The sequence below is a fragment of the Pseudomonas sivasensis genome (assembly GCF_013778505.1).
Taxonomy (GTDB): Bacteria; Pseudomonadota; Gammaproteobacteria; order Pseudomonadales; family Pseudomonadaceae; genus Aquipseudomonas; species Aquipseudomonas sivasensis.
Map to the genome: position 1 here is coordinate 167,035 of NZ_JAAOWU010000002.1, position 19,589 is coordinate 186,623.

Here is a 19,589-nt window from a genome sequence, read left to right on the forward strand (position 1 = left end):
TAGGCAGCGACCATTTGTCGCAGAGCTTATTCTTTGTTGATTGAACGTTCAATCAAAACAAAATAGACTGGCCTTCAAGTCGACGAACGTTCATCGCCCGTCGGCAGGCCTAAGGAGAGGTGCTACATGCCCAAGGTCGGTATGCAACCCATACGCCGCCAACAGTTGATCGAAGCCACGTTGACGGCCATCGATCAGGTCGGAATGGGAGATGCCAGCATTGCGCTGATCGCCCGTTTGGCCGGCGTTTCGAACGGCATCATCAGTCACTACTTCAAGGACAAGAACGGCCTTATTGCAGCGACGATGCGCTACCTGATGAACGCGCTGATTGAGAACGTCCACGAACGCAGGCTTGCGCTCACGGACGACAGCCCACGGGCACACCTTCAGGTGATCATCGAGGGCAACTTCGATGCCAGCCAGGTCAACGGCCCGGCAATGAAAACCTGGTTGGCCTTCTGGGCAACCAGCATGCACCACCCGTCATTGCACAGGTTGCAGCGGATCAACGATCAACGTCTGTATTCCAACCTGTGCTGCCAGTTCCGCCGAACGCTGCCGCTGCCGCATGCACGCAAAGCAGCCCGAGGCCTGGCGGCGTTGATCGACGGTTTGTGGTTGCGCGGCGCCCTGTCGGGAGACGCTTTCGACACGGCGCAAGCGCAACGGATCGCTTACGAATACATGGATTTCCAATTGGCCAAGCAGGTGAGTTAGAGCCCTTATAAACGCTCAACCCCTGAACGTCTGCCGCTCAGTGTTGCCACACCCTTATGGCCCACTTAGCGGCGGGTAACGCCAACCACTTATGCACTTGCGAGGACTTTATGGCCCGTTTCGACCTGCAAAAACTCTACATTGACGGCGGCTACAGCGACGCTGGCAGCGATGCCACCTTCGAAGCCATCAACCCGGCTAACGGTGAAGTTCTCGCCCAAGTGCAACGCGCAACGAAAGAAGACGTTGAACGTGCCGTGGTCAGCGCCGAAAAAGGCCAGAAAATCTGGGCCGCCATGACCGCCATGGAGCGTTCGCGCATTCTGCGTCGGGCCGTCGACATCCTGCGCGAGCGCAACGACGAGCTGGCCGCCCTGGAAACTCTGGACACCGGCAAATCCTTCTCCGAAACCAAGTACGTCGACATCGTCACCGGCGCTGACGTATTGGAATACTACGCAGGCCTGGTGCCAGCCATCGAAGGCGAGCAGATCCCACTGCGCGACACCTCGTTTGTCTACACCCGCCGCGAGCCGCTGGGCGTGGTCGCCGGTATCGGCGCGTGGAACTACCCGATCCAGATCGCCCTGTGGAAATCCGCACCGGCCCTGGCTGCCGGTAACGCGATGATCTTCAAGCCAAGCGAAGTCACTTCGCTGACCACCTTGAAACTGGCTGAGATCTACACCGAGGCTGGCGTTCCAGCTGGCGTGTTCAACGTACTGACTGGCAGCGGCCGTGAAGTCGGCACCTGGCTGACCGAGCACCCACGCATCGAGAAAGTCTCGTTCACCGGCGGCACCGACACCGGCAAGAAAGTCATGGCCAGCGCGTCGAGCTCTTCGCTCAAAGAAGTGACCATGGAACTGGGTGGCAAGTCGCCGCTGATCGTGTTCGAAGACGCCGACCTGGATCGTGCGGCCGACATCGCGATGATGGCCAACTTCTACAGCTCCGGTCAGGTCTGCACCAACGGCACTCGCGTGTTCGTGCCTAAGCACCTGCAAGCGGCGTTCGAAGCCAAGATCGTTGAGCGTGTTGCGCGCATCCGCGTTGGCGACCCGCAAGACGACAACACCAACTTCGGTCCGCTGGTCAGCTTCGCCCACATGGAAAGCGTGCTGGGCTACATCGCCAAAGGCAAAGAGCAAGGCGCCCGCCTGCTGTGCGGCGGCGACCGCCTGACCGACGGCGACTTCGCCAAAGGCGCGTTCGTGGCACCGACTGTCTTCACCGACTGCACCGACGACATGGTGATCGTGCGTGAAGAAATCTTCGGCCCGGTGATGAGCATCCTCACCTACGAAACCGAAGAAGAAGTGATCCGCCGCGCCAACGACACCGACTTCGGTCTGGCCGCCGGCCTGGTCACCAAAGACCTGAACCGCGCTCACCGCGTGATTCATCAACTGGAAGCGGGTATCTGCTGGATCAACGCTTGGGGCGAGTCCGACGCAAAAATGCCGGTCGGCGGCTACAAGCAATCGGGTGTTGGCCGTGAGAACGGCATCAGCTCGCTGAATAACTTCACCCGCATCAAATCGGTACAGGTTGAGCTGGGCGATTACGCCTCGGTGTTCTAAGACCCGAGCCTTGCGTTGCCTTTGAGGCCGCCATCGGGGGCAAGCCCCCTCCCACCTTTGACGGTGTGAACCCGATCACATGTGGGAGGGGGCTTGCCCCCGATGAGGCCCGACCTGACCACACATCAAAGAGGGTGCATTCAATGTCCCAAGAATACGACTACATCATTGTGGGTGCCGGCTCCGCCGGTAATACCCTGGCGACCCGTCTGACCGAAGACGAAGGCGTCACCGTCCTGCTGCTGGAAGCCGGCGGCCCCGACTACCGCCTCGACTTCCGTACCCAAATGCCCGCCGCCCTGGCGTTCCCGCTGCAAGGCCGCCGCTACAACTGGGCCTACGAGACCGATCCAGAGCCACACATGGACGGCCGTCGGATGGAATGCGGTCGCGGCAAGGGCCTGGGTGGCTCTTCGCTGATCAACGGCATGTGCTACATCCGCGGCAACGCCATGGACTACGACAATTGGTCGAAGCTGCCAGGTCTGGAAGACTGGAGCTACCTCGATTGCCTGCCGTATTTCCGCAAGGCTGAAACCCGCGACATCGGCCCGAACGACTGGCATGGCGGCGATGGCCCGGTCAGCGTGACCACGCCTAAAGCCGGCAATAACCCGCTGTTCCACGCCATGGTTGAAGCGGGCGTGCAGGCCGGTTACCCGCGTACCGAAGACTTGAACGGCTACCAGCAGGAAGGCTTCGGCCCGATGGACCGTACCGTCACGCCTAACGGCCGTCGCGCCAGTACCGCGCGCGGTTACCTGGACACGGCCAAGAAGCGTTCGACCCTGACCATCGTCACCCACGCCCTCACCGACAAAGTCTTGTTCGAAGGCAAGCGTGCCGTTGGCGTGCGTTACCTGATCGGTGCCGCCGAAGAGCGCGTTGAAGCCCGTGCGCGTAAAGAAGTGCTGGTGTGCAGCGGCGCAATCGCTTCGCCGCAACTGCTGCAACGCTCCGGCGTGGGCCCGGCCAAATTGCTGGAAAGCCTCGACATCCCGGTGGTCCATGACCTGCCTGGCGTCGGCGAAAACCTGCAGGACCACCTTGAGCTGTACCTGCAATATGCGTGCACTCAGCCGGTGTCGCTGTACCCGTCGCTGCTCTGGTACAACCAGCCGGCCATCGGTGCCGAATGGCTGTTCAACGGCACCGGTATCGGCGCCAGCAACCAGTTCGAAGCGGGCGGTTTTATCCGTACCCGTGAAGAATTCGAATGGCCGAACATCCAGTATCACTTCCTGCCGGTAGCGATTAACTACAACGGCAGCAACGGTGTGAAAGAGCACGGTTTCCAGGCACACATGGGCTCCATGCGCTCGCCGAGCCGTGGCCGCGTACAACTGAAGTCGAAGAACCCACGGGACTACCCGAGCATCCTCTTCAACTACATGGCCACCGAGCAGGACTGGCAGGAATTCCGCGATGGCATTCGCCTGACCCGTGAAATCATGCAGCAGCCGGCCCTCGATCAATACCGTGGCCGCGAAATTAGCCCGGGCATCGATGTGCAAACCGATGAGCAGTTGGACAAGTTCATCCGTGAGCACGCCGAAACCGCGTTCCACCCATCCTGCTCGTGCAAGATGGGCACCGACGAAATGGCCGTGGTGGATGGCGAAGGTCGCGTGCATGGCATGCAAGGTCTGCGTGTGGTCGATGCCTCGATCATGCCGATCATCACCACCGGTAACCTGAACGCGCCGACGATCATGATCGCCGAAAAAATCGCCGACAAGATCCGTGGTCGCCAGCCACTGCCGCGCAGCACGGCGGATTACTACGTGGCAGGCGATGCGCCGGTGCGTGGCAAGCCGTTGCGTGAAGTGGGGCCGACTGCGCAGTAACTGATTCACTGCGGTGCCTTCATCGGGGGCAAGCCCCCTCCCACATTTGAATGTATTCACAAATCAAGTGTGGGAAGGGGCTTGCCCCCGATAGGGCCCGATCAGGCACTGCAAACCTTACCTCTACACTTTCCTTGATCAGCCCCCAGCCCAGGCCTACTCTGTTTGCCTGCCCGCGCTGAGCTGCCCACAAGGAAGGCCCCATGTTCGAACACCACGCCACACTCAAACGGCATTTCAGTGCCCTGCGCACTACCGCCGATTTCTTCTCCCTACGCTACGTTCGCGAATCCGGCCAGTACCTGTCGGTGCGCAAGAACGTCGCCGAACCGCCACACTTGAGCAACGACGAAGGCGCCATGCTCACCGTGCGTCTCGACGGTGTCGAAGCCTACGCCGCGACCAACGACATTTCCCTTGCCGGCCTGCAAGCCGCCCTTGAGCGCGCCGAACAGCAAGCCCGGCAGATCAAGCCTCACGCCCTGCTGGATGTGCGCGACCAACACGTCTCCAGCGACATCGCCGACTATCTGTCGCCTGACCTCGACCAAGCCTTCCCGTCCCTAAGTGACTGCTATCACCTGCTTGGCGACGAATCGGCCGCCGTGCCCAAGGACGAGCGCCTGGTCAGTTGGGACGTCAGCCTGGGTCTGACCCACGTCGAGCAGATCTACCTCAATACTGCCGGCGCCGAGCTGCGCCAGGCCCAGCGTTTTGTGTTCCCTGGCGTCAACGTTACAGCCTTTGACGGCAACGACAGCCAGACCCGCACCCTCGGCGGCAGCAACTTTGGCCAGCAAGGCGGGTTTGAGGTGATCAACCGTTTCGGCCTGGTCGGCGCGGCCCCGCGCATTGCCGACGAAGCCCTGCAACTGCTGCTGGCGCCGAACACGCCCCAAGGCCCGCGCGACCTGCTGCTGATGCCTGACCAGATGATCCTGCAGATCCACGAGTCCATCGGCCACCCGCTGGAACTGGACCGTATTCTCGGCGACGAGCGCAACTACGCCGGCACCAGTTTTGTGAAGGCCAGCGACTTTGGCCACCTGCAATACGGCTCCAAGCTGCTCAATGTGACGTTCGACCCGAACATTCCCGAGCAGCTCGCCAGCTACAGCCATGACGACGACGGCACCGCCGCCAGCAAGCAATTCCTGATACGCGAAGGGCTGTTGATCAAGCCGCTGGGTGGGGCACTGTCGCAATTTCGATCCGGCATGAGCGGCGTAGCCAACAGCCGCGCCAGCAGTTGGAACCGCGCGCCGATCGACCGCATGGCCAACCTGAATATCGAAGCCGGCGACAAGAGCCTGGCGCAACTGATTGGCGGCATCGAAAACGGCATCCTGATGTCGACCAACCGTTCATGGTCCATCGACGATGCGCGCAACAAATTCCAGTTCGGCTGCGAATGGGGCCAGTTGATTGAAAACGGTGAGCTCAAGGGCGTGGTGAAGAATCCCAACTACCGAGCTATTTCCGCGCAGTTCTGGCGCAAGCTCAGCGCCGTGGGTGACGCCAGCACCACCAAGGTGCTGGGCACGCCGAACTGCGGCAAGGGCGAACCCAACCAGGTGATCCGTGTCGGCCACGCCTCACCCGCGTGTGTGTTCAGCAACATTGACGTATTTGGGGGAGATGCCTGATGAATACCTTCAAGGCATTGGTGGAGTGGCTCAAGCAGGCCATCACCGAAAAGGAACAATTTCACCTGAGCTATGCGGCCGAGGCGTCCGAGTTCGTGCGGTTCAACCACGCCAAGGTGCGCCAGGCCGGACAAGTGCAACAGGCCAGCCTCAACCTGAAACTGATCAACGATGGCCGCCACGCCGACCTCGCTATCACCCTGGCCGGCACGCCTGAGCTGGACCGCCAGCGCCTCGCCGATGGCCTGCAACAACTGCGCGAAACCTTGCCGTTGCTGCCCCATGACCCGTATCTGTTGCTCAACCACGATGCCTGGCACAGCCACAACGAACAGGCCCAGCCGTTGCCCGACCTGGCCCTCGTGCTGGAGGACATCAGCCAGGCCACTGACGGCGTGGACTTGGTCGGCATCTACGCCGCCGGGCCGATCAGCCGTGGCTTTGCCAGTTCCGATGGGGCATTCGGCTGGCACCAGGCCAATAGCTTCAACTTCGACTTCAGCCTGTTCCATGCCAACGGCGAAGCGGTAAAGGCCAACTATGCCGGGCACACCTGGGACAGCGCCGAGTTTGCCCGCCGCTTGGAACAGGCCCGCAACCAGCTTGAGTTCCTCGGTCGACCGTTGCACACCCTGGCGCCCGGGCAGTATCGCGCCTACCTCGCCCCGGCGGCGCTGGAAGAAATCATCAGCATCATCACTTGGGGTGGTTTCTCCGCACAGGCCATCGCCAGCAAAGGCAGCTCACTGCAAAAGCTGTACGCGGGCGAGCAACACCTCAGCCCGCTGGTAACAGTGAACGAACACGTCAGCGGCTCCCTGAGCCAGGCGTTTTCCAGCGAGGGCTACCCGCGCGGCGATGTCACGCTGATCAACGCGGGCAAGGCCGAAGGCCAACTGGTTAACTCGCGCAGTGCCGCCGAATATGGTCTCAGCACCAACGGCGCCAGCAGCGACGAATCCCCCAGTGCCTTGCAGATGGCAGCGGGCAGCCTGGCCGAAGCTGACATCCTCAAACAACTCGGCACCGGGCTGTACATCAGCAACCTGTGGTACCTGAACTATTCAGACCTGCCCGCCGCCCGCCTCACCGGCATGACGCGCTTCGCCACGTTCTGGGTGGAAGACGGCGAGATCAAAGCGCCGGTCAGCACCATGCGGTTTGATGACAGCGTCTACAGCCTGCTCGGCTCGCAGTTGGAAGCCCTCACCGCTGAGCGCGAGTTGCTACTGTCGGCCAGCACCTACGGACAGCGCAACACTGCATCCAACCTGTTGCCGGGGGCCTTGGTAAAACGCCTGACCCTGACTCTCTAAACATCAAATGCCTGTGGGAGGAGCCCCTCCCACAGTGTTTTGTGCTGATTTCAGACATCCCGGTTTCGGCCCTTCCTACCGTAAATTCTCTTCCTGTCCGTTTGCACGGGCGGCCTGTTGTCGCCTGCAAAAAACCTCGCTATAACAGCTAGTGGCATACCGCCACATACTGGAAGTACTGCGATGAACCATGGAAGTTTCGTCATACAAAAGCTGTTCAAACACTACAACGTTCACATGGAGCAACTGGGTCACGACCCGCAAAAGAAAACGGTACTGATGGTCAATGGCGCGCTCTCCACCACCCGCTCCTTCGCCCGCACCAGCAAATGCCTGGCCGAGCATTTCAATGTGCTGCTCTTCGATTTGCCATTCTCCGGCTATTCCCGCGAGCACAACACCGACCTGGACCTAGTGACCAAAGACGACGAAGTGCAGATGCTGCGCGCCCTGGTGGAACGCTTCGAGGTCAACCACCTGGTATCGGCCTCCTGGGGTGGCATCTCCACGCTGCTGACCCTCGCGCACAACCCGCCGTCCATCGAAAGCTCGGTGGTGATGGCCCTGGCGCCCAACCTCAACCAACCCATGCTCGACTACGTGGAGCGCGTGCGTGTGCTGATCGAGGCCGATGACAAATCCGCTGTCGGCCACTTGCTCAACGAGACGGTCGGCAAATACCTCTCGCCCCGGCTCAAACGAAATAACCACCGTCACCTGTCGACCATGGCCACCACCGAGTACCGCCAGGCGCGCTTCCATATCCATCAGGTACTCGGCCTGGGCGACGGCAACTACCTGCCAGCACTGCGGCAGATTGAAACGCCGGTGCATTTCCTCAACGGCGCCCTGGACGAATACACCCCGGCCGCCGAAGCCCAGCTGTTCAAGCATTACGTGGCCCGCAGCAGCTTTGCAGTGGCCGAGCACACCGGTCATTTGCTTGATCTGGAGTCCCGCGAGGCCGCGTTATCGGTGCACCGCGCGCTGCTGAATTTTTTGGTGGGCGAGCACGCGGTGTTGTCGGACTTAGACGAACCGCCAGTGGGAAAAAGCGCGACGAATGGCGCATAATCGCCAACACATAGCCTGCTAACAAAAGGGTTCCCATGCCGAATCGCGTCCCGCTCGATGACAAGACCGCCCGCTGGCTCCCCTGGGTGGTGGCGATTGCCTTCTTCATGCAGTCGCTGGACGGGACGATTCTGAATACGGCGCTGCCGGCAATGGCGCGGGACCTCGCCGAGAACCCGCTGCGTATGCAAGGTGTGGTGATCGCCTACATGCTCACCGTCGCCCTGCTGATCCCGGCGTCCGGCTGGATTGCCGACCGCTTCGGCACTAAGAAAATCTTCTTTGGCGCGATCATGCTGTTCAGCATCGGCTCCTTGCTGTGCGCCTTGTCCAGCAGCCTGACCATGCTGGTGGGTGCGCGGGTGATCCAAGGCTTGGGCGGCGCGCTGATGCTGCCGGTCGGAAGGCTGGTCGTTCTCCGCGCTTACCCGCGCTCCGAGCTCGTGCGGATCATGGGCTTCATCACCATTCCTGGCCTGCTCGGCCCATTGCTCGGCCCAACCATGGGCGGCTGGATGGTGCAATACCTGACCTGGCACTGGATCTTCCTGATCAACCTGCCGGTGGGCATGATCGGCTGCTACGCCGTGTGGAAATTCATCCCCGACCTGCGCGGCAGCGAGCGCACACGCTTTGATGGCCTCGGCTTTTTGCTGTTCGGCGCGGCGATGGTGTTGATCACCATCGCTATGGAAGGCCTGGGCGAACTGCATCTTCCGCACCTGCGGGTGATGTTGCTGCTGTTCGGCGGGCTGGCGTGCCTGGCGGCGTATTGGCTGCGGGCCGGGCATATCGACAATGCGCTGTTCTCGCCGGTGCTGTTCAAGACGCGCACGTTTGCGGTGGGCATTCTGGGCAACCTGTTCGCCCGCTTGGGCAGCGGCGCGCTGCCGTTCCTGGTGCCGCTGTTGTTGCAGGTAGCGCTGGGTTATTCGCCATCGCAAGCCGGCATGAGCATGCTGCCCCTGGCGGCGGCGGCGATGTTTGCCAAGTCCGTAGCGCGTCCGTTGATCGAGCGCCTGGGTTATCGCATCGTGCTCACCGGCAATACCCTGGCGCTGGGGATGATGCTCGCCAGCATGGGTCTGGTTACGGAACAGACGCCCTACCCTTTGCTGCTGGGCATGCTCGCGGTGCTGGGGGCGATCAACTCCTTGCAATTCACCGCGATGAACACCGTGACCCTGATCGACCTCGACGACGCTCAGGCCAGCAGCGGCAACAGTTTGCTTTCGGTGGTGGCGCAACTGTCTCTGAGCCTGGGCGTGGCCTGCGCCGGTGCGCTGCTCGGCGGCTTCACTGCCGAATCGGGCAATGATGGCGTGGAAAGTGTGTTGGGCGCCTTCCAGTTGACCTTCCTCACCGTGGGCATCATGGCGATGCTGGCGGCGGCGATCTTCCTGCAACTGTCGCCAACAGACGGCAAACGGGTGGTCAACCCGGACCAACATATCGAGCATTAAGCGGCGTCTCGTCTAGAACTTGCGGGGAAATTCCCACAGGGCTGGTACACTGCGCGACATTTTGTTTTGCAGAGCCAGTCCCGTGACTACCATCGCCACCGCTTTTAATACTTTGCCCCTGTCCGCCGCCATGCTGGCTAACCTCGACTCGCTGGGTTATGTCGAGATGACGCAGATCCAGGCGCAAAGCTTGCCGGTGATCCTCAAAGGGCTGGACCTGATTGCCCAGGCCAAGACCGGCAGCGGCAAGACCGCTGCATTCGGTATCGGCCTGTTGAACCCGATCAACCCGCGCTACTTCGGCTGCCAGGCGCTGGTGATGTGCCCGACGCGTGAACTGGCCGACCAGGTCGCCAAGGAAATCCGTCGCCTGGCCCGCGCCGAAGACAACATCAAGGTCCTGACCCTGTGCGGCGGCGTGTCCCTCGGTCCGCAGATCGCCTCCCTTGAGCACGGCGCCCACGTGATCGTCGGCACCCCGGGCCGCATCCAGCAACACCTGCGCAAAGGTTCGCTGGTGCTGGACGGCTTGAACACCCTGATCCTCGACGAAGCCGACCGCATGCTCGACATGGGCTTCTACGACGCGATCGAAGACATCATCAGCAAGACCCCACCACGCCGCCAAACCCTGCTGTTCTCGGCCACCTACCCGGTGAGCATCAAGCAGTTGGCCTCGAAGTTCATGCGCGCGCCGCAGCAAGTGAAAGCCGAAGCGTTCCACTCCGACGACCAGATCGAGCAGCGTTTCTACGAGATCTCCCCGGAAGAACGCATGGACGCCGTGACCAAGGTGCTGGCGCATTTCCGCCCGGCTTCCTGCGTGGCGTTCTGCTTCACCAAGCAGCAAGTACAGGAAACCGTCGACCACCTGACGTCCAAGGGCATTTCCGCCGTTGGCCTGCATGGCGACCTGGAACAGCGCGACCGTGACCAGGTGCTGGCGATGTTCGCCAACCGCAGCACCTCGGTGCTGGTCGCCACCGACGTCGCCGCCCGTGGCCTGGACATTGACGCGCTGGACATGGTGATCAACGTCGAACTGGCCCGCGACTCGGAAATCCATATCCACCGCGTCGGCCGTACCGGTCGTGCGGGCGAGACCGGCATCGCAATCAGCCTGGTGGCGCCGTCCGAAGCGCACCGCGCCCAGGCCATCGAGCAACTGCAGAAGTCGCCGCTGAACTGGGACCAACTGGACAACCTCAAGCCGCAAAGCGGCGGTCCGTTGCTGCCGGTGATGAGCACCCTGTGCATCGCCGCAGGCCGTAAAGACAAAGTACGTCCGGGCGACATCCTCGGCGCACTGACCGGCGAAGCCGGCATCCCGGGCGCCCAGGTCGGCAAGATCGCGATCTTTGACTTCCAGGCCTTTGTGGCTGTTGAGCGCGGAATCGCCAAGCAAGCGTTGCAGCGTTTGAATGACGGCAAGATCAAAGGCCGTTCGTTGCGCGTTCGGATCCTGTAACACCATCTCCGCACCAATGGAGATCCAATGTGGGAGGGGGCTTGCCCCCGATAGCGGAGTGTCAGTCAATATAGCTGTGACTGAACCGCCGCTATCGGGGGTAAGCCCCCTCCCACATTAACTGCATTCCAAATCAGAATTTGTATGAGGACACCGTTTTGCGCTCGACCGAAGTTGTGATCATTGGCGCCGGCGCCGCAGGCTTGATGTGCGCACTGACCGCCGCCGGGCGCGGGCGCAAGGTGATGCTGATCGACCATGCGAACAAGGCCGGCAAGAAGATCCTGATGTCCGGCGGTGGCCGCTGCAATTTCACCAATATGTACACCGAGCCGGCCAACTTCCTCTCGCACAACGCGCACTTCTGCAAATCCGCCCTGGCCCGCTACACCCAGTGGGACTTTATCGGGCTGGTGGACAAGCACGGCGTGCCATATCACGAGAAGAAGCTGGGCCAGTTGTTCTGCGATAACAAGTCCAGCGACATCCTCGGCATGCTGCTCGACGAATGCATCCAGACCGGCGTGAGCATGCACTTGGACACGTCGATCCAGGAGATTGCCAAGGTCGACGGCGGCTACCAGTTGCAAACCACGCTGGGTGAGTTGCGCTGCGAATCCCTGGTGATCGCCACCGGCGGCTTGTCGATTCCGACCCTGGGCGCCACCGGTTTTGGTTATCAAGTGGCCAAGCAATTCGGTCACGAACTGCTGCCAACCCGCGCCGGGCTGGTGCCGTTCACCATCACTGATCAGCTCAAGGACTTGTGCGGCGAGTTGTCCGGCACCTCCGTGGACTGTCTGGTCAGCTGCAACGACCAGAGCTTTCGCGAGAACATTCTATTTACCCACCGTGGCCTGAGCGGTCCGGCGATCTTGCAGATTTCCTCCTATTGGGAATCCGGCGACACCGTGGAAATCAACCTGCTGCCCGACCAAGACGCCCACACCTGGCTGCAACAGCAACAGGTCGAGCGCCCCAACAGCGAGCTGAAAACCCTGCTGGGTGAGATCTTCACCAAGAAGATGGCCAACCTGCTGGCGGACACCTGGTTTGCGTCCAAGCCGATGAAGCAGTACACCCACGCCGAAATTGCCGACATCGCGCAGAAGCTGGGGAGCTGGCAGCTGGTGCCGGCGGGCACCGAGGGCTATCGCACCGCCGAGGTGACGTTGGGTGGGGTGGACACGCGGGAAGTGTCGTCCAAAACCATGGAATCGCTGAAAAGCCCTGGCTTGTACTTTATTGGGGAAGTGCTGGACGTGACCGGCCATCTGGGCGGGTTTAACTTCCAGTGGGCGTGGGCTTCCGGTTACGCGGCCGCGCAGTTTGTTTGACACGACGCAGTAAAAAATGTGGGAGGGAGCTTGCCCCCGATAGCGGTGCATCAGTCACCGATATTCTGGCTGACACACTGCAATCGGGGGCAAGCCCCCTCCCACATTTTGATTTGAGGTGTGCCTGCGAATAATTTGTTGTCAGATGTGATCACCACCCTTGCCGTGGCGTCACTGATGGCTCAATTTAACGGCATCGTCCCGGAAGACTCACGACTTCATGTCATCGACCTCGTTCAAGCAGTCTATGCGGCGCCTGTGGGCGCTGGATAAATTCAGTTACAGCATTCGGGTATTCATCGCCCTCACCGGCAGCATGGCGCTGTGCTGGTATCAGGATGAAATGACGCTGCTGATCCCGCTGTTCCTGGGGATTATCGCCAGCGCCCTGGCTGAGACCGACGACAGTTGGCAGGGCCGCCTCAATGCCCTGGCAGTAACGCTGGTGTGCTTCAGCATCGCCGCGCTGTCGGTGGAATTGCTGTTCCCTTACCCCTGGATTTTCGCCATCTCCCTGGCCCTGGCGACGTTCGGCCTGACGATGCTCGGGGCGCTGGGCGAACGCTATGGCGCGATTGCGTCGGCCACGTTAATCCTGTCGGTCTACACCATGATCGGCGTGGACCAGCGCGGCGGCGCCGTCAGTGATTTCTGGCATGAGCCGTTGCTGCTGGTGGCCGGTGCGGCCTGGTACGGCGCGTTGTCGGTGCTGTGGCAGGCGCTGTTTTCCAACCAGCCGGTGCAGCAGAGCCTGGCGCGGCTGTTCCGCGAGTTGGGGCGCTACCTCAAGCTCAAGTCGTCGCTGTTTGAACCAATCCGCCAGTTGGATGTGGAGGCGCGCCGCCTGGAACTTGCCCAGCAAAATGGCCGGGTGGTGGCCGCGCTGAATGCCGCGAAAGAAATCATCCTGCACCGCGTGGGCAATGGCCGACCGGGGTCGAAGGTCAGTCGCTACCTCAAGCTGTATTTCCTGGCCCAGGACATCCACGAACGCGCCAGCTCATCCCACTACCCTTACAACGCCCTGGCCGATGCGTTCTTCCACAGCGATGTGCTGTTCCGCTGTCAGCGCTTGCTGCGCCAACAAGGCAAGGCCTGCCAGGCCCTGGCCGAGTCGATCCAACTGCGCCAACCGTTCATCTATGACGACAGCTTCGCCGAAGCCCTGAGCGACCTGAACGCCTCCCTGGAACACTTGCGCATCCAGAGCAACCCGGCCTGGCGCGGCCTGCTGCGTTCGCTGCGCGCCCTGGCGGCCAACCTGTCCACCCTTGACCGCCTGCTCGGCGACGCGAGCAACCCCGACGCCCTGGCCGACGCCACCGACAGCAACCTGTTGGACCGCGCGCCGCGCAACCTCAAAGAAATGTGGACGCGCCTGCGCACCCAACTCACGCCGACGTCGCTGCTGTTCCGACACGCGTTGCGCCTGTCACTGGCGCTGACCATCGGCTACGGCACCTTGCATGCCATCCACGCCTCCCAAGGTTATTGGATCATCCTCACCACCCTGTTTGTGTGCCAGCCCAACTACGGTGCGACGCGGCGCAAGCTCGGCCAGCGGATCATCGGCACCGCTATCGGCCTCACCGTGGCCTGGGCGCTGTTCGACCTGTTCCCAAGCCCCTTGGTGCAATCGATGTTCGCCATCGCTGCCGGCCTGGTGTTCTTTATCAACCGCACCACCCGCTACACCCTGGCCACGGCAGCAATCACCCTGATGGTGCTGTTCTGCTTTAACCAGGTGGGGGATGGCTACGGGCTGTTTTTGCCACGGCTGTTCGATACCTTGCTCGGCAGTTTAATCGCCGGCCTGGCCGTGTTCCTGTTCCTGCCGGACTGGCAAGGCCGTCGCCTGAACAAAGTGCTGGCCAACACCCTGACCTGCAACAGCATCTACCTGCGCCAGATCATGCAGCAATACGCCGCCGGCAAAAGCGACGACCTGGCCTATCGCCTGGCCCGCCGCAACGCGCACAACGCCGATGCGGCGCTGTCCACCACGCTGGCGAACATGTTGATGGAGCCGGGGCATTTCCGTAAGGAGGCGGATGTGGGCTTCCGTTTCCTGGTGTTGTCCCACACCTTGCTCAGCTACTTGTCAGGCCTAGGAGCCCACCGCGATACGCCATTGCCGGCTGAGGTGCGCGAGCATCTGATCGACGGCGCGGGTAAAACCCTCGCTGCGAGCATCGATGAAATCGCGACTGGTTTGGCCAACAAGCAACCCATTGCGATCCAAAGCGACGCCGAGGAAGCCCTGGCGGCGGACTTGGAGCAGATGCCGGATGAGATTGATGAAGGGCAGCGATTGGTGCAGACACAGTTGGCCTTGATTTGCCGGCAGTTGGGGCCTTTGCGCACCTTGGCGGCGCACCTGATCAAAGATACCAGCGCGGCTTAGGCCGCTATCGGGGGCAAGCCCCTCCCACACTTGATCGGATTCACACGGTCCAAATGTGGGAGGGGCGGTGCGACGATTCGACGTGCTCCCGATGAGGCCCGCACAGGCACTACATGCCATGGGCCTTCATCAACCGCGCATAACTGCCATCGACCTTCATCTTGGCAATCTCCCGGTCAAAGCTCGCCACAATCTGCGCGTGCTCAGGGTTCTTCAGGCTCACCAGAATATGCAGGCTGTTTTCACTCAGCGGCTGTGGCAGGAACTCCACCGTATTACGCACCCGGGCCGACTCCCGTGCCAGGTAAAAGCGCGCCACATATTCATCCTCCACCGTCAGCCGCACCCGCTGCGCCGCCAGCATGCGCACGGCCATGGCGAAGTTATGCACAGGCACTTTCTGCAACTGCGCATCCCCATCGAACGCCGCTGAATACGCATAACCACGTACCACCGCGATGGGATAGTCGTGCAGTTGCTGCAGGTTCTGAAACTCGATGGGGTCGTCACGGCGCTTGATAAAACGCACGCGGTTGAGCAGGTATTCGCCGGAGAATTGCCCCAAGTGCGTACGCGCGTCGTCGTACCAGGCGTTGACCAGCACGTCATAGCGCCCGTCACCCACGCCCATCAGCGCGCGAGCCCAGGGCACCTGCTCGAAATCGCTGGCATAGCCCGCGCGCGCCAAGGCCGTGCTGACAATATCAGTGGCCAAGCCCCCGTTGATCAGCGTGGCATCGGTAAAGGGCGGCCAGGCATCCGCGACCAGGCGCAGGCGCTGTGCACATGCAGGCGTTGCCAGCAGCAACACTCCAATCAAAGCAACGGCACGAGAGAATCGCGGCATGCTCAAAATCCTTGGCGGACAGGCGGTGGCCTTAGCTCAGGCTGCGCCTGAGGTTCTAACATTAGCTCAGATTACACAAAGAAACGGCCGCCGCCTGCACTCAATAGTGGCAAATTGATTTCATTCACAAAAATAGTTGATTTAGACACCGAAGCCCGTCGCGCCTACTATCCAAAACAGACATTTACGTGAGAACACACCATGACAGTCGATTGGGTCTGCAAACATCACACCGACCTGGGCAAGGAGCAGCTATACGCCATCCTGCGCTTGCGCTGCGAGGTTTTCGTTGTCGAGCAGAAGTGCGTTTATCAGGACATCGACGGGCAGGATCTGACGGGTGATACCCACCACCTGATGGCTTGGAAAGACGATGAACTGATGGCCTACCTGCGCCTGCTGGATCCGGAATCCCAAGGTGGCGATGTGGTTATCGGTCGGGTGATCGTCGCACCGGCGGCACGGGGTACCGGGCTGGGGCACGAGATGATGGAAGAAACTCTCAAGCAGATTGAGGAGACCTGGCCTGAGACGCCGATCTTCCTGTCAGCCCAGGCGCATTTGCAGGGCTATTACGGGCGGTATGGGTTTGTGGTGGCGGGTGAGGAATACCTGGAGGATGACATTCCACATATTGGTATGCGGCGCGCTTAAGGCCGCCATCGGGGGCAAGCCCCCTCCCACATTTGAATGTGTGAATACATTCAAATGTGGGAGGGGGCTTGCTCCCGATAGCGCCAGACCAGCCACCGCCAAACTCAGGGATAACCCAGAACCCGCTTGATCTGGTCGAGATTCACCTCGATCCACCCCCGATCAATCGCGCCCCAGTCGCGAATCCGATAGTGCCCTGCATGGTTGCGGGCGCCGTCTTCCTGTTCGAATTCACACACGATATCCAGGTCTGCCAACGCCGCAATCGTGTCCTGCGCCGTTCGCCGGGGCATACCGGTGACGTCGGTCAGCGCCGGCACACTGCTGGCGAGCCCGCTGTCGATCAGGTACGCCACGTACAGGCGGCGGTAGAAGCTGCTTTTGGTCTTGCTCACATCCATGGTCAGTCGCCTTGTGCGGTCAGGGCTTACCCTGCAGGTCGCGATACGTGAGGTACACCCGCAGGTCGAATTCCACCTGGTGGTAGCCCGGCATCATGTAATCGCAAAGTTTATAGAACGCCTTGTTGTGGTCCGATTCCTTAAAGTGCGCCAGCTCGTGCACCACGATCATGCGCAAAAATTCCGGAGCGGCGTCCTTGAACAGTGAAGCAATGCGGATCTCTTTCTTGGATTTGAGGTTGCCGCCCTGCACCCGCGAAATCGTGGTGTGCAGCCCGAGGGCGCGGTGGGTCAGATCCAGGCGGTTATCGAACAGCACTTTGTCGATCGCTGGCGCATTGCGCAGGTGTTCCTGCTTCAACGCCAGTGCGTAGGCGTACAGGGCTTTGTCGCTCTGCACCGCATGACGCTCGGGATAACGCTGCTCCAGGTAAGCGCCCAACTGGTCCTTGGCGATCAGTTGACGTACTTGCTCCTGGAGGGCTGCGGGGTAAGCCTGGAGGTATTTCAGCGCGGTCATTGAGGTCTGCAACAGGGTTCGAATGGGCGCCAGTGTAGCGAATTCAGCGCAGGCGGGCGCGTGACCAGTCGACCACTTCGTCGGCCATCAGGGGGTGCGCCGCCCACGGTCCCTGGATAAATGGGCAGCCATGGGCTTTGAGCCACTGAGCTTGCTCCTGAGTTTCCACACCCTCGGCCACCACCAGCACATCAAAATGCCCGCACAGTTCGATAATGCTGCGTGCCATCGCTGCGTCCCTCACCGACCCCGGCAGGCGCGCGACTAATTGCGGATCGAGTTTGAGGGTGTCGAACTCCAAGTCACGCAGATGCGCCAGGGAGCATTGTCCCGAACCAAAGTCATCCAAAGCGATGCGCACCCCGATTCGGCGCAGTAACTTGAGCTGCTTGGTGGCCTCTTCCAAGCTACTCATCAGGCAATCCTCGCCGATTTCCACCTCCAACTGCCCAGCCTGAAGCCCATGTCGCTCCATCACCTGCTGCAACTGGTTAGCCAGGTTGGGCATATTGAACTGGCTGCTACTCAGGCTGACGCTCAGCACCAATTCATCGTCGAAGGTGCTTTGCCACACCTGACGCTGGGCAGCGACCTGTTGATAAATCCACGCGCTCAGTTGGCTGATCAGCCGCGCTTCCTCCAGCAGCGGTAAAAACAGCCCAGGAGGTACATCGCCGACGCTGGGGTGTTGCCAACGCAATAACGCCTCGACACCGCGCAGGCGCCCATCAGCCAGAGAGACCTGAGGCTGGTAGACCAGGGTGAAATCCTTGTTTTGAATGGCCGTACGCACGCTGTCTTCGAGCATCAGCCGCGAGCGCGCGCGGCCGTTCATTTCCTGGTCGTAATAGCGATACTGCTGACGGCCCGCGCGCTTGGCTTCGTACATGGCGATGTCGGCCGCACGCAGCAAACCATTCAGGTCCGAACCGCAGTCCGGGAAGGTAGCAATGCCAATGCTCACGCCGAGCATCACATCCAAACCGTCAACCTGCTGACAAACAGAGACTCGTTCGATCAGTTTTTCCGAAATTTTTGCCGCCTGCTCTGGGAATTCCAACTCCAGCAGCGCAGTAAATTCATCACCGCCCATGCGGCCGATAATGTCGTAGGAGCGCAAGCCGCCCTGCAATTGCTCCGAAACCCAGCGTAAAACCCGGTCGCCCGCATCATGGCCCAAAGAATCGTTGACGCGCTTGAAACCGTCGAGGTCCAGGTACAGCAACACCAAGGACTGCTCTGTGCGCTCACTGCGCAACAGCGTGTTCTCCACAGCCTGGTGGAAGCCGCGTCGATTCAGCAGCCCGGTCAGCGGGTCGGTAACGGCTTGGAATTCCAACTGCTGATGCAGGTGGCGCACTTCGGACATATCCAGCACCGTCACCACCATGGCCTTCTGTTCGGCGGGCAGTGGCGCGCATGACAACGCCGCCGGCACCTGCTGGCCACGGCCGGTGCGCAGAAGCGCATCGTGCAGGCGCCAGGTTTCGCCCTTGCGGTAACCGGCGTACATCTGCGAATCCAGCCACGTGGGCACATGGGGCTTTTGCATGAAACTCAGGAATTCCTGGCCCTGCAACTCTTGGATCGGGGCATTGAGCAGGCGCGAGATCGCCGGGTTGGCGTATTCGATCACGCCCTCCTCACTCACCACCAGGATGCCCTCGGCGGCGTTATCCAACACCGAGGCATTAAAGGCCCGGGCTGACTCCAGATCATGGCTCAGGCGCTGCAAAGCCCGGCGAATGCGCTGATGCTCCAGCAACGCCTGGACCTTGGGCTTGAGAATATGCGGGTCGAAGGGTTTGAACAGGTAGTCGATGGCGCCACTGGCATAGCCTTCCAGCACGGCGGCGGGCGACTGGGCGTTGGCACTCAGGAAGATAATAGGGGTCATGCGTGTGCGCTGGTTGCCACGCATCAGGCGGGCGACTTCAAAGCCGTCCATGCCGGGCATCATTACATCAAGCAATACCAGGTCCACTTCATGCTGCAGCAGCACCTCCAGAGCTTCCAACCCGGATTCCGCGGTGACCACCTGCCAGTCATCACGTTGTAGCAGCGCACGCATGCTGATCAGGTTTTCCGGGTAGTCATCGACGACCAGAAGAACCGAACTGCCATCGCCATGAGGTGGAGCGCATTCCATGCTGAGTCTCTTCCTTAGGTCTACTCCGGTCACTTCTGAGAGAAAACACGGATAAACATTGAGGGCTCACTCTAGCCCTGGATACTGAAAATCAGAAGTGACGTGGATGCCATCATTGCGCCAAAGTTCACTCAGCCGACTAACGGTCAACCTCTACAGC

15 protein-coding genes are annotated in these 19,589 nt (G+C 60.9%); 11 read left to right on the forward strand and 4 right to left on the reverse strand.

The features are described from left to right. Positions 1-126 precede the first annotated feature (126 nt). From betI to yccS, 10 genes are all read left to right on the forward strand, one after another. The gene (gene betI, locus G9Q84_RS04290) at positions 127-720 is read left to right on the forward strand and encodes a transcriptional regulator BetI (RefSeq protein ID WP_032884029.1); all 594 of its coding nucleotides are present in this window, start codon (positions 127-129) and stop codon (positions 718-720) included. Between the two features lie 110 nt (positions 721-830). Further along, the gene (gene betB, locus G9Q84_RS04295; RefSeq protein WP_032884031.1) at positions 831-2,303 is read left to right on the forward strand and encodes a betaine-aldehyde dehydrogenase; all 1,473 of its coding nucleotides are present in this window, start codon (positions 831-833) and stop codon (positions 2,301-2,303) included. 143 nt (positions 2,304-2,446) lie between these two features. Next, a complete protein-coding gene (gene betA / locus G9Q84_RS04300) occupies positions 2,447-4,150 on the forward strand; it encodes a choline dehydrogenase (RefSeq protein ID WP_032884032.1) in 1,704 nt (567 codons plus the stop codon). A gap of 203 nt (positions 4,151-4,353) precedes the next feature. After that, positions 4,354-5,796 carry a TldD/PmbA family protein gene (locus G9Q84_RS04305; RefSeq protein ID WP_181642946.1) on the forward strand — a complete coding sequence of 481 codons (1,443 nt, stop codon included), beginning with the start codon at positions 4,354-4,356 and terminating at the stop codon, positions 5,794-5,796. Further along, positions 5,796-7,112: a TldD/PmbA family protein gene (locus G9Q84_RS04310; RefSeq protein WP_122756298.1), complete on the forward strand. Its 1,317-nt coding sequence runs from the start codon at positions 5,796-5,798 to the stop codon at positions 7,110-7,112. The genes G9Q84_RS04305 and G9Q84_RS04310 overlap by 1 nt, the downstream gene beginning before the upstream one ends. Before the next feature lie 183 nt (positions 7,113-7,295). Further along, positions 7,296-8,186, forward strand: a complete 891-nt coding sequence (locus G9Q84_RS04315; protein WP_032884035.1) for an alpha/beta fold hydrolase — start codon at positions 7,296-7,298, stop codon at positions 8,184-8,186. Positions 8,187-8,221: 35 nt separating this feature from the next. Then, positions 8,222-9,649: a multidrug transporter subunit MdtD gene (mdtD, locus tag G9Q84_RS04320; RefSeq protein ID WP_032884036.1), complete on the forward strand. Its 1,428-nt coding sequence runs from the start codon at positions 8,222-8,224 to the stop codon at positions 9,647-9,649. Positions 9,650-9,779: 130 nt separating this feature from the next. Next, a complete protein-coding gene (gene dbpA / locus G9Q84_RS04325) occupies positions 9,780-11,117 on the forward strand; it encodes an ATP-dependent RNA helicase DbpA (protein ID WP_233897098.1) in 1,338 nt (445 codons plus the stop codon). 158 nt (positions 11,118-11,275) lie between these two features. Continuing rightward, on the forward strand, positions 11,276-12,454 hold the full coding sequence (locus G9Q84_RS04330; RefSeq protein ID WP_181642947.1) for a BaiN/RdsA family NAD(P)/FAD-dependent oxidoreductase: 1,179 nt from the start codon (positions 11,276-11,278) through the stop codon (positions 12,452-12,454). A gap of 220 nt (positions 12,455-12,674) precedes the next feature. Continuing rightward, positions 12,675-14,858, forward strand: a complete 2,184-nt coding sequence (gene yccS, locus G9Q84_RS04335; RefSeq protein ID WP_032884039.1) for a YccS family putative transporter — start codon at positions 12,675-12,677, stop codon at positions 14,856-14,858. 109 nt (positions 14,859-14,967) lie between these two features. Here yccS and G9Q84_RS04340 read toward each other — a convergent pair whose 3' ends face one another. Next, the gene (locus G9Q84_RS04340) at positions 14,968-15,705 is read right to left on the reverse strand and encodes a substrate-binding periplasmic protein (protein WP_032884040.1); all 738 of its coding nucleotides are present in this window, start codon (positions 15,703-15,705) and stop codon (positions 14,968-14,970) included. 201 nt (positions 15,706-15,906) lie between these two features. On the opposite strand from G9Q84_RS04340, the gene G9Q84_RS04345 reads away from it, so the two are divergent. Continuing rightward, positions 15,907-16,359, forward strand: coding sequence for a GNAT family N-acetyltransferase (locus tag G9Q84_RS04345; protein WP_095185098.1), 453 nt, complete (start codon positions 15,907-15,909; stop codon positions 16,357-16,359). 104 nt (positions 16,360-16,463) lie between these two features. Here the strand turns inward: G9Q84_RS04345 and G9Q84_RS04350 are convergent, their stop codons facing one another. From G9Q84_RS04350 to G9Q84_RS04360, 3 genes are read right to left on the reverse strand one after another with little or no spacing between them, the layout of a single operon-like run. Continuing rightward, positions 16,464-16,760 carry a winged helix-turn-helix domain-containing protein gene (locus G9Q84_RS04350; RefSeq protein WP_032884042.1) on the reverse strand — a complete coding sequence of 99 codons (297 nt, stop codon included), beginning with the start codon at positions 16,758-16,760 and terminating at the stop codon, positions 16,464-16,466. Between the two features lie 19 nt (positions 16,761-16,779). After that, a complete protein-coding gene (locus tag G9Q84_RS04355) occupies positions 16,780-17,280 on the reverse strand; it encodes a M48 metallopeptidase family protein (RefSeq protein WP_032884043.1) in 501 nt (166 codons plus the stop codon). 43 nt (positions 17,281-17,323) lie between these two features. Next, positions 17,324-19,429: a putative bifunctional diguanylate cyclase/phosphodiesterase gene (locus G9Q84_RS04360; protein WP_181642948.1), complete on the reverse strand. Its 2,106-nt coding sequence runs from the start codon at positions 19,427-19,429 to the stop codon at positions 17,324-17,326. Between the last annotated feature and the right edge of the window lie 160 nt (positions 19,430-19,589).

What these genes read in the sequence shown, in the direction of transcription:
- betI (WP_032884029.1), top strand. Translation starts at nt 127, where the DNA reads ATGCCCAAGGTCGGTATGCAACCCATACGCCGCCAACAGTTGATCGAA.
- G9Q84_RS04355 (WP_032884043.1), bottom strand. Translation starts at nt 17,280, where the DNA reads ATGACCGCGCTGAAATACCTCCAGGCTTACCCCGCAGCCCTCCAGGAG.
- G9Q84_RS04350 (WP_032884042.1), bottom strand. Translation starts at nt 16,760, where the DNA reads ATGGATGTGAGCAAGACCAAAAGCAGCTTCTACCGCCGCCTGTACGTG.
- mdtD (WP_032884036.1), top strand. Translation starts at nt 8,222, where the DNA reads ATGCCGAATCGCGTCCCGCTCGATGACAAGACCGCCCGCTGGCTCCCC.
- G9Q84_RS04315 (WP_032884035.1), top strand. Translation starts at nt 7,296, where the DNA reads ATGAACCATGGAAGTTTCGTCATACAAAAGCTGTTCAAACACTACAAC.
- G9Q84_RS04360 (WP_181642948.1), bottom strand. Translation starts at nt 19,429, where the DNA reads ATGGAATGCGCTCCACCTCATGGCGATGGCAGTTCGGTTCTTCTGGTC.
- G9Q84_RS04305 (WP_181642946.1), top strand. Translation starts at nt 4,354, where the DNA reads ATGTTCGAACACCACGCCACACTCAAACGGCATTTCAGTGCCCTGCGC.
- betB (WP_032884031.1), top strand. Translation starts at nt 831, where the DNA reads ATGGCCCGTTTCGACCTGCAAAAACTCTACATTGACGGCGGCTACAGC.
- G9Q84_RS04345 (WP_095185098.1), top strand. Translation starts at nt 15,907, where the DNA reads ATGACAGTCGATTGGGTCTGCAAACATCACACCGACCTGGGCAAGGAG.
- yccS (WP_032884039.1), top strand. Translation starts at nt 12,675, where the DNA reads ATGTCATCGACCTCGTTCAAGCAGTCTATGCGGCGCCTGTGGGCGCTG.
- G9Q84_RS04310 (WP_122756298.1), top strand. Translation starts at nt 5,796, where the DNA reads ATGAATACCTTCAAGGCATTGGTGGAGTGGCTCAAGCAGGCCATCACC.
- dbpA (WP_233897098.1), top strand. Translation starts at nt 9,780, where the DNA reads ATGCTGGCTAACCTCGACTCGCTGGGTTATGTCGAGATGACGCAGATC.
- betA (WP_032884032.1), top strand. Translation starts at nt 2,447, where the DNA reads ATGTCCCAAGAATACGACTACATCATTGTGGGTGCCGGCTCCGCCGGT.
- G9Q84_RS04340 (WP_032884040.1), bottom strand. Translation starts at nt 15,705, where the DNA reads ATGCCGCGATTCTCTCGTGCCGTTGCTTTGATTGGAGTGTTGCTGCTG.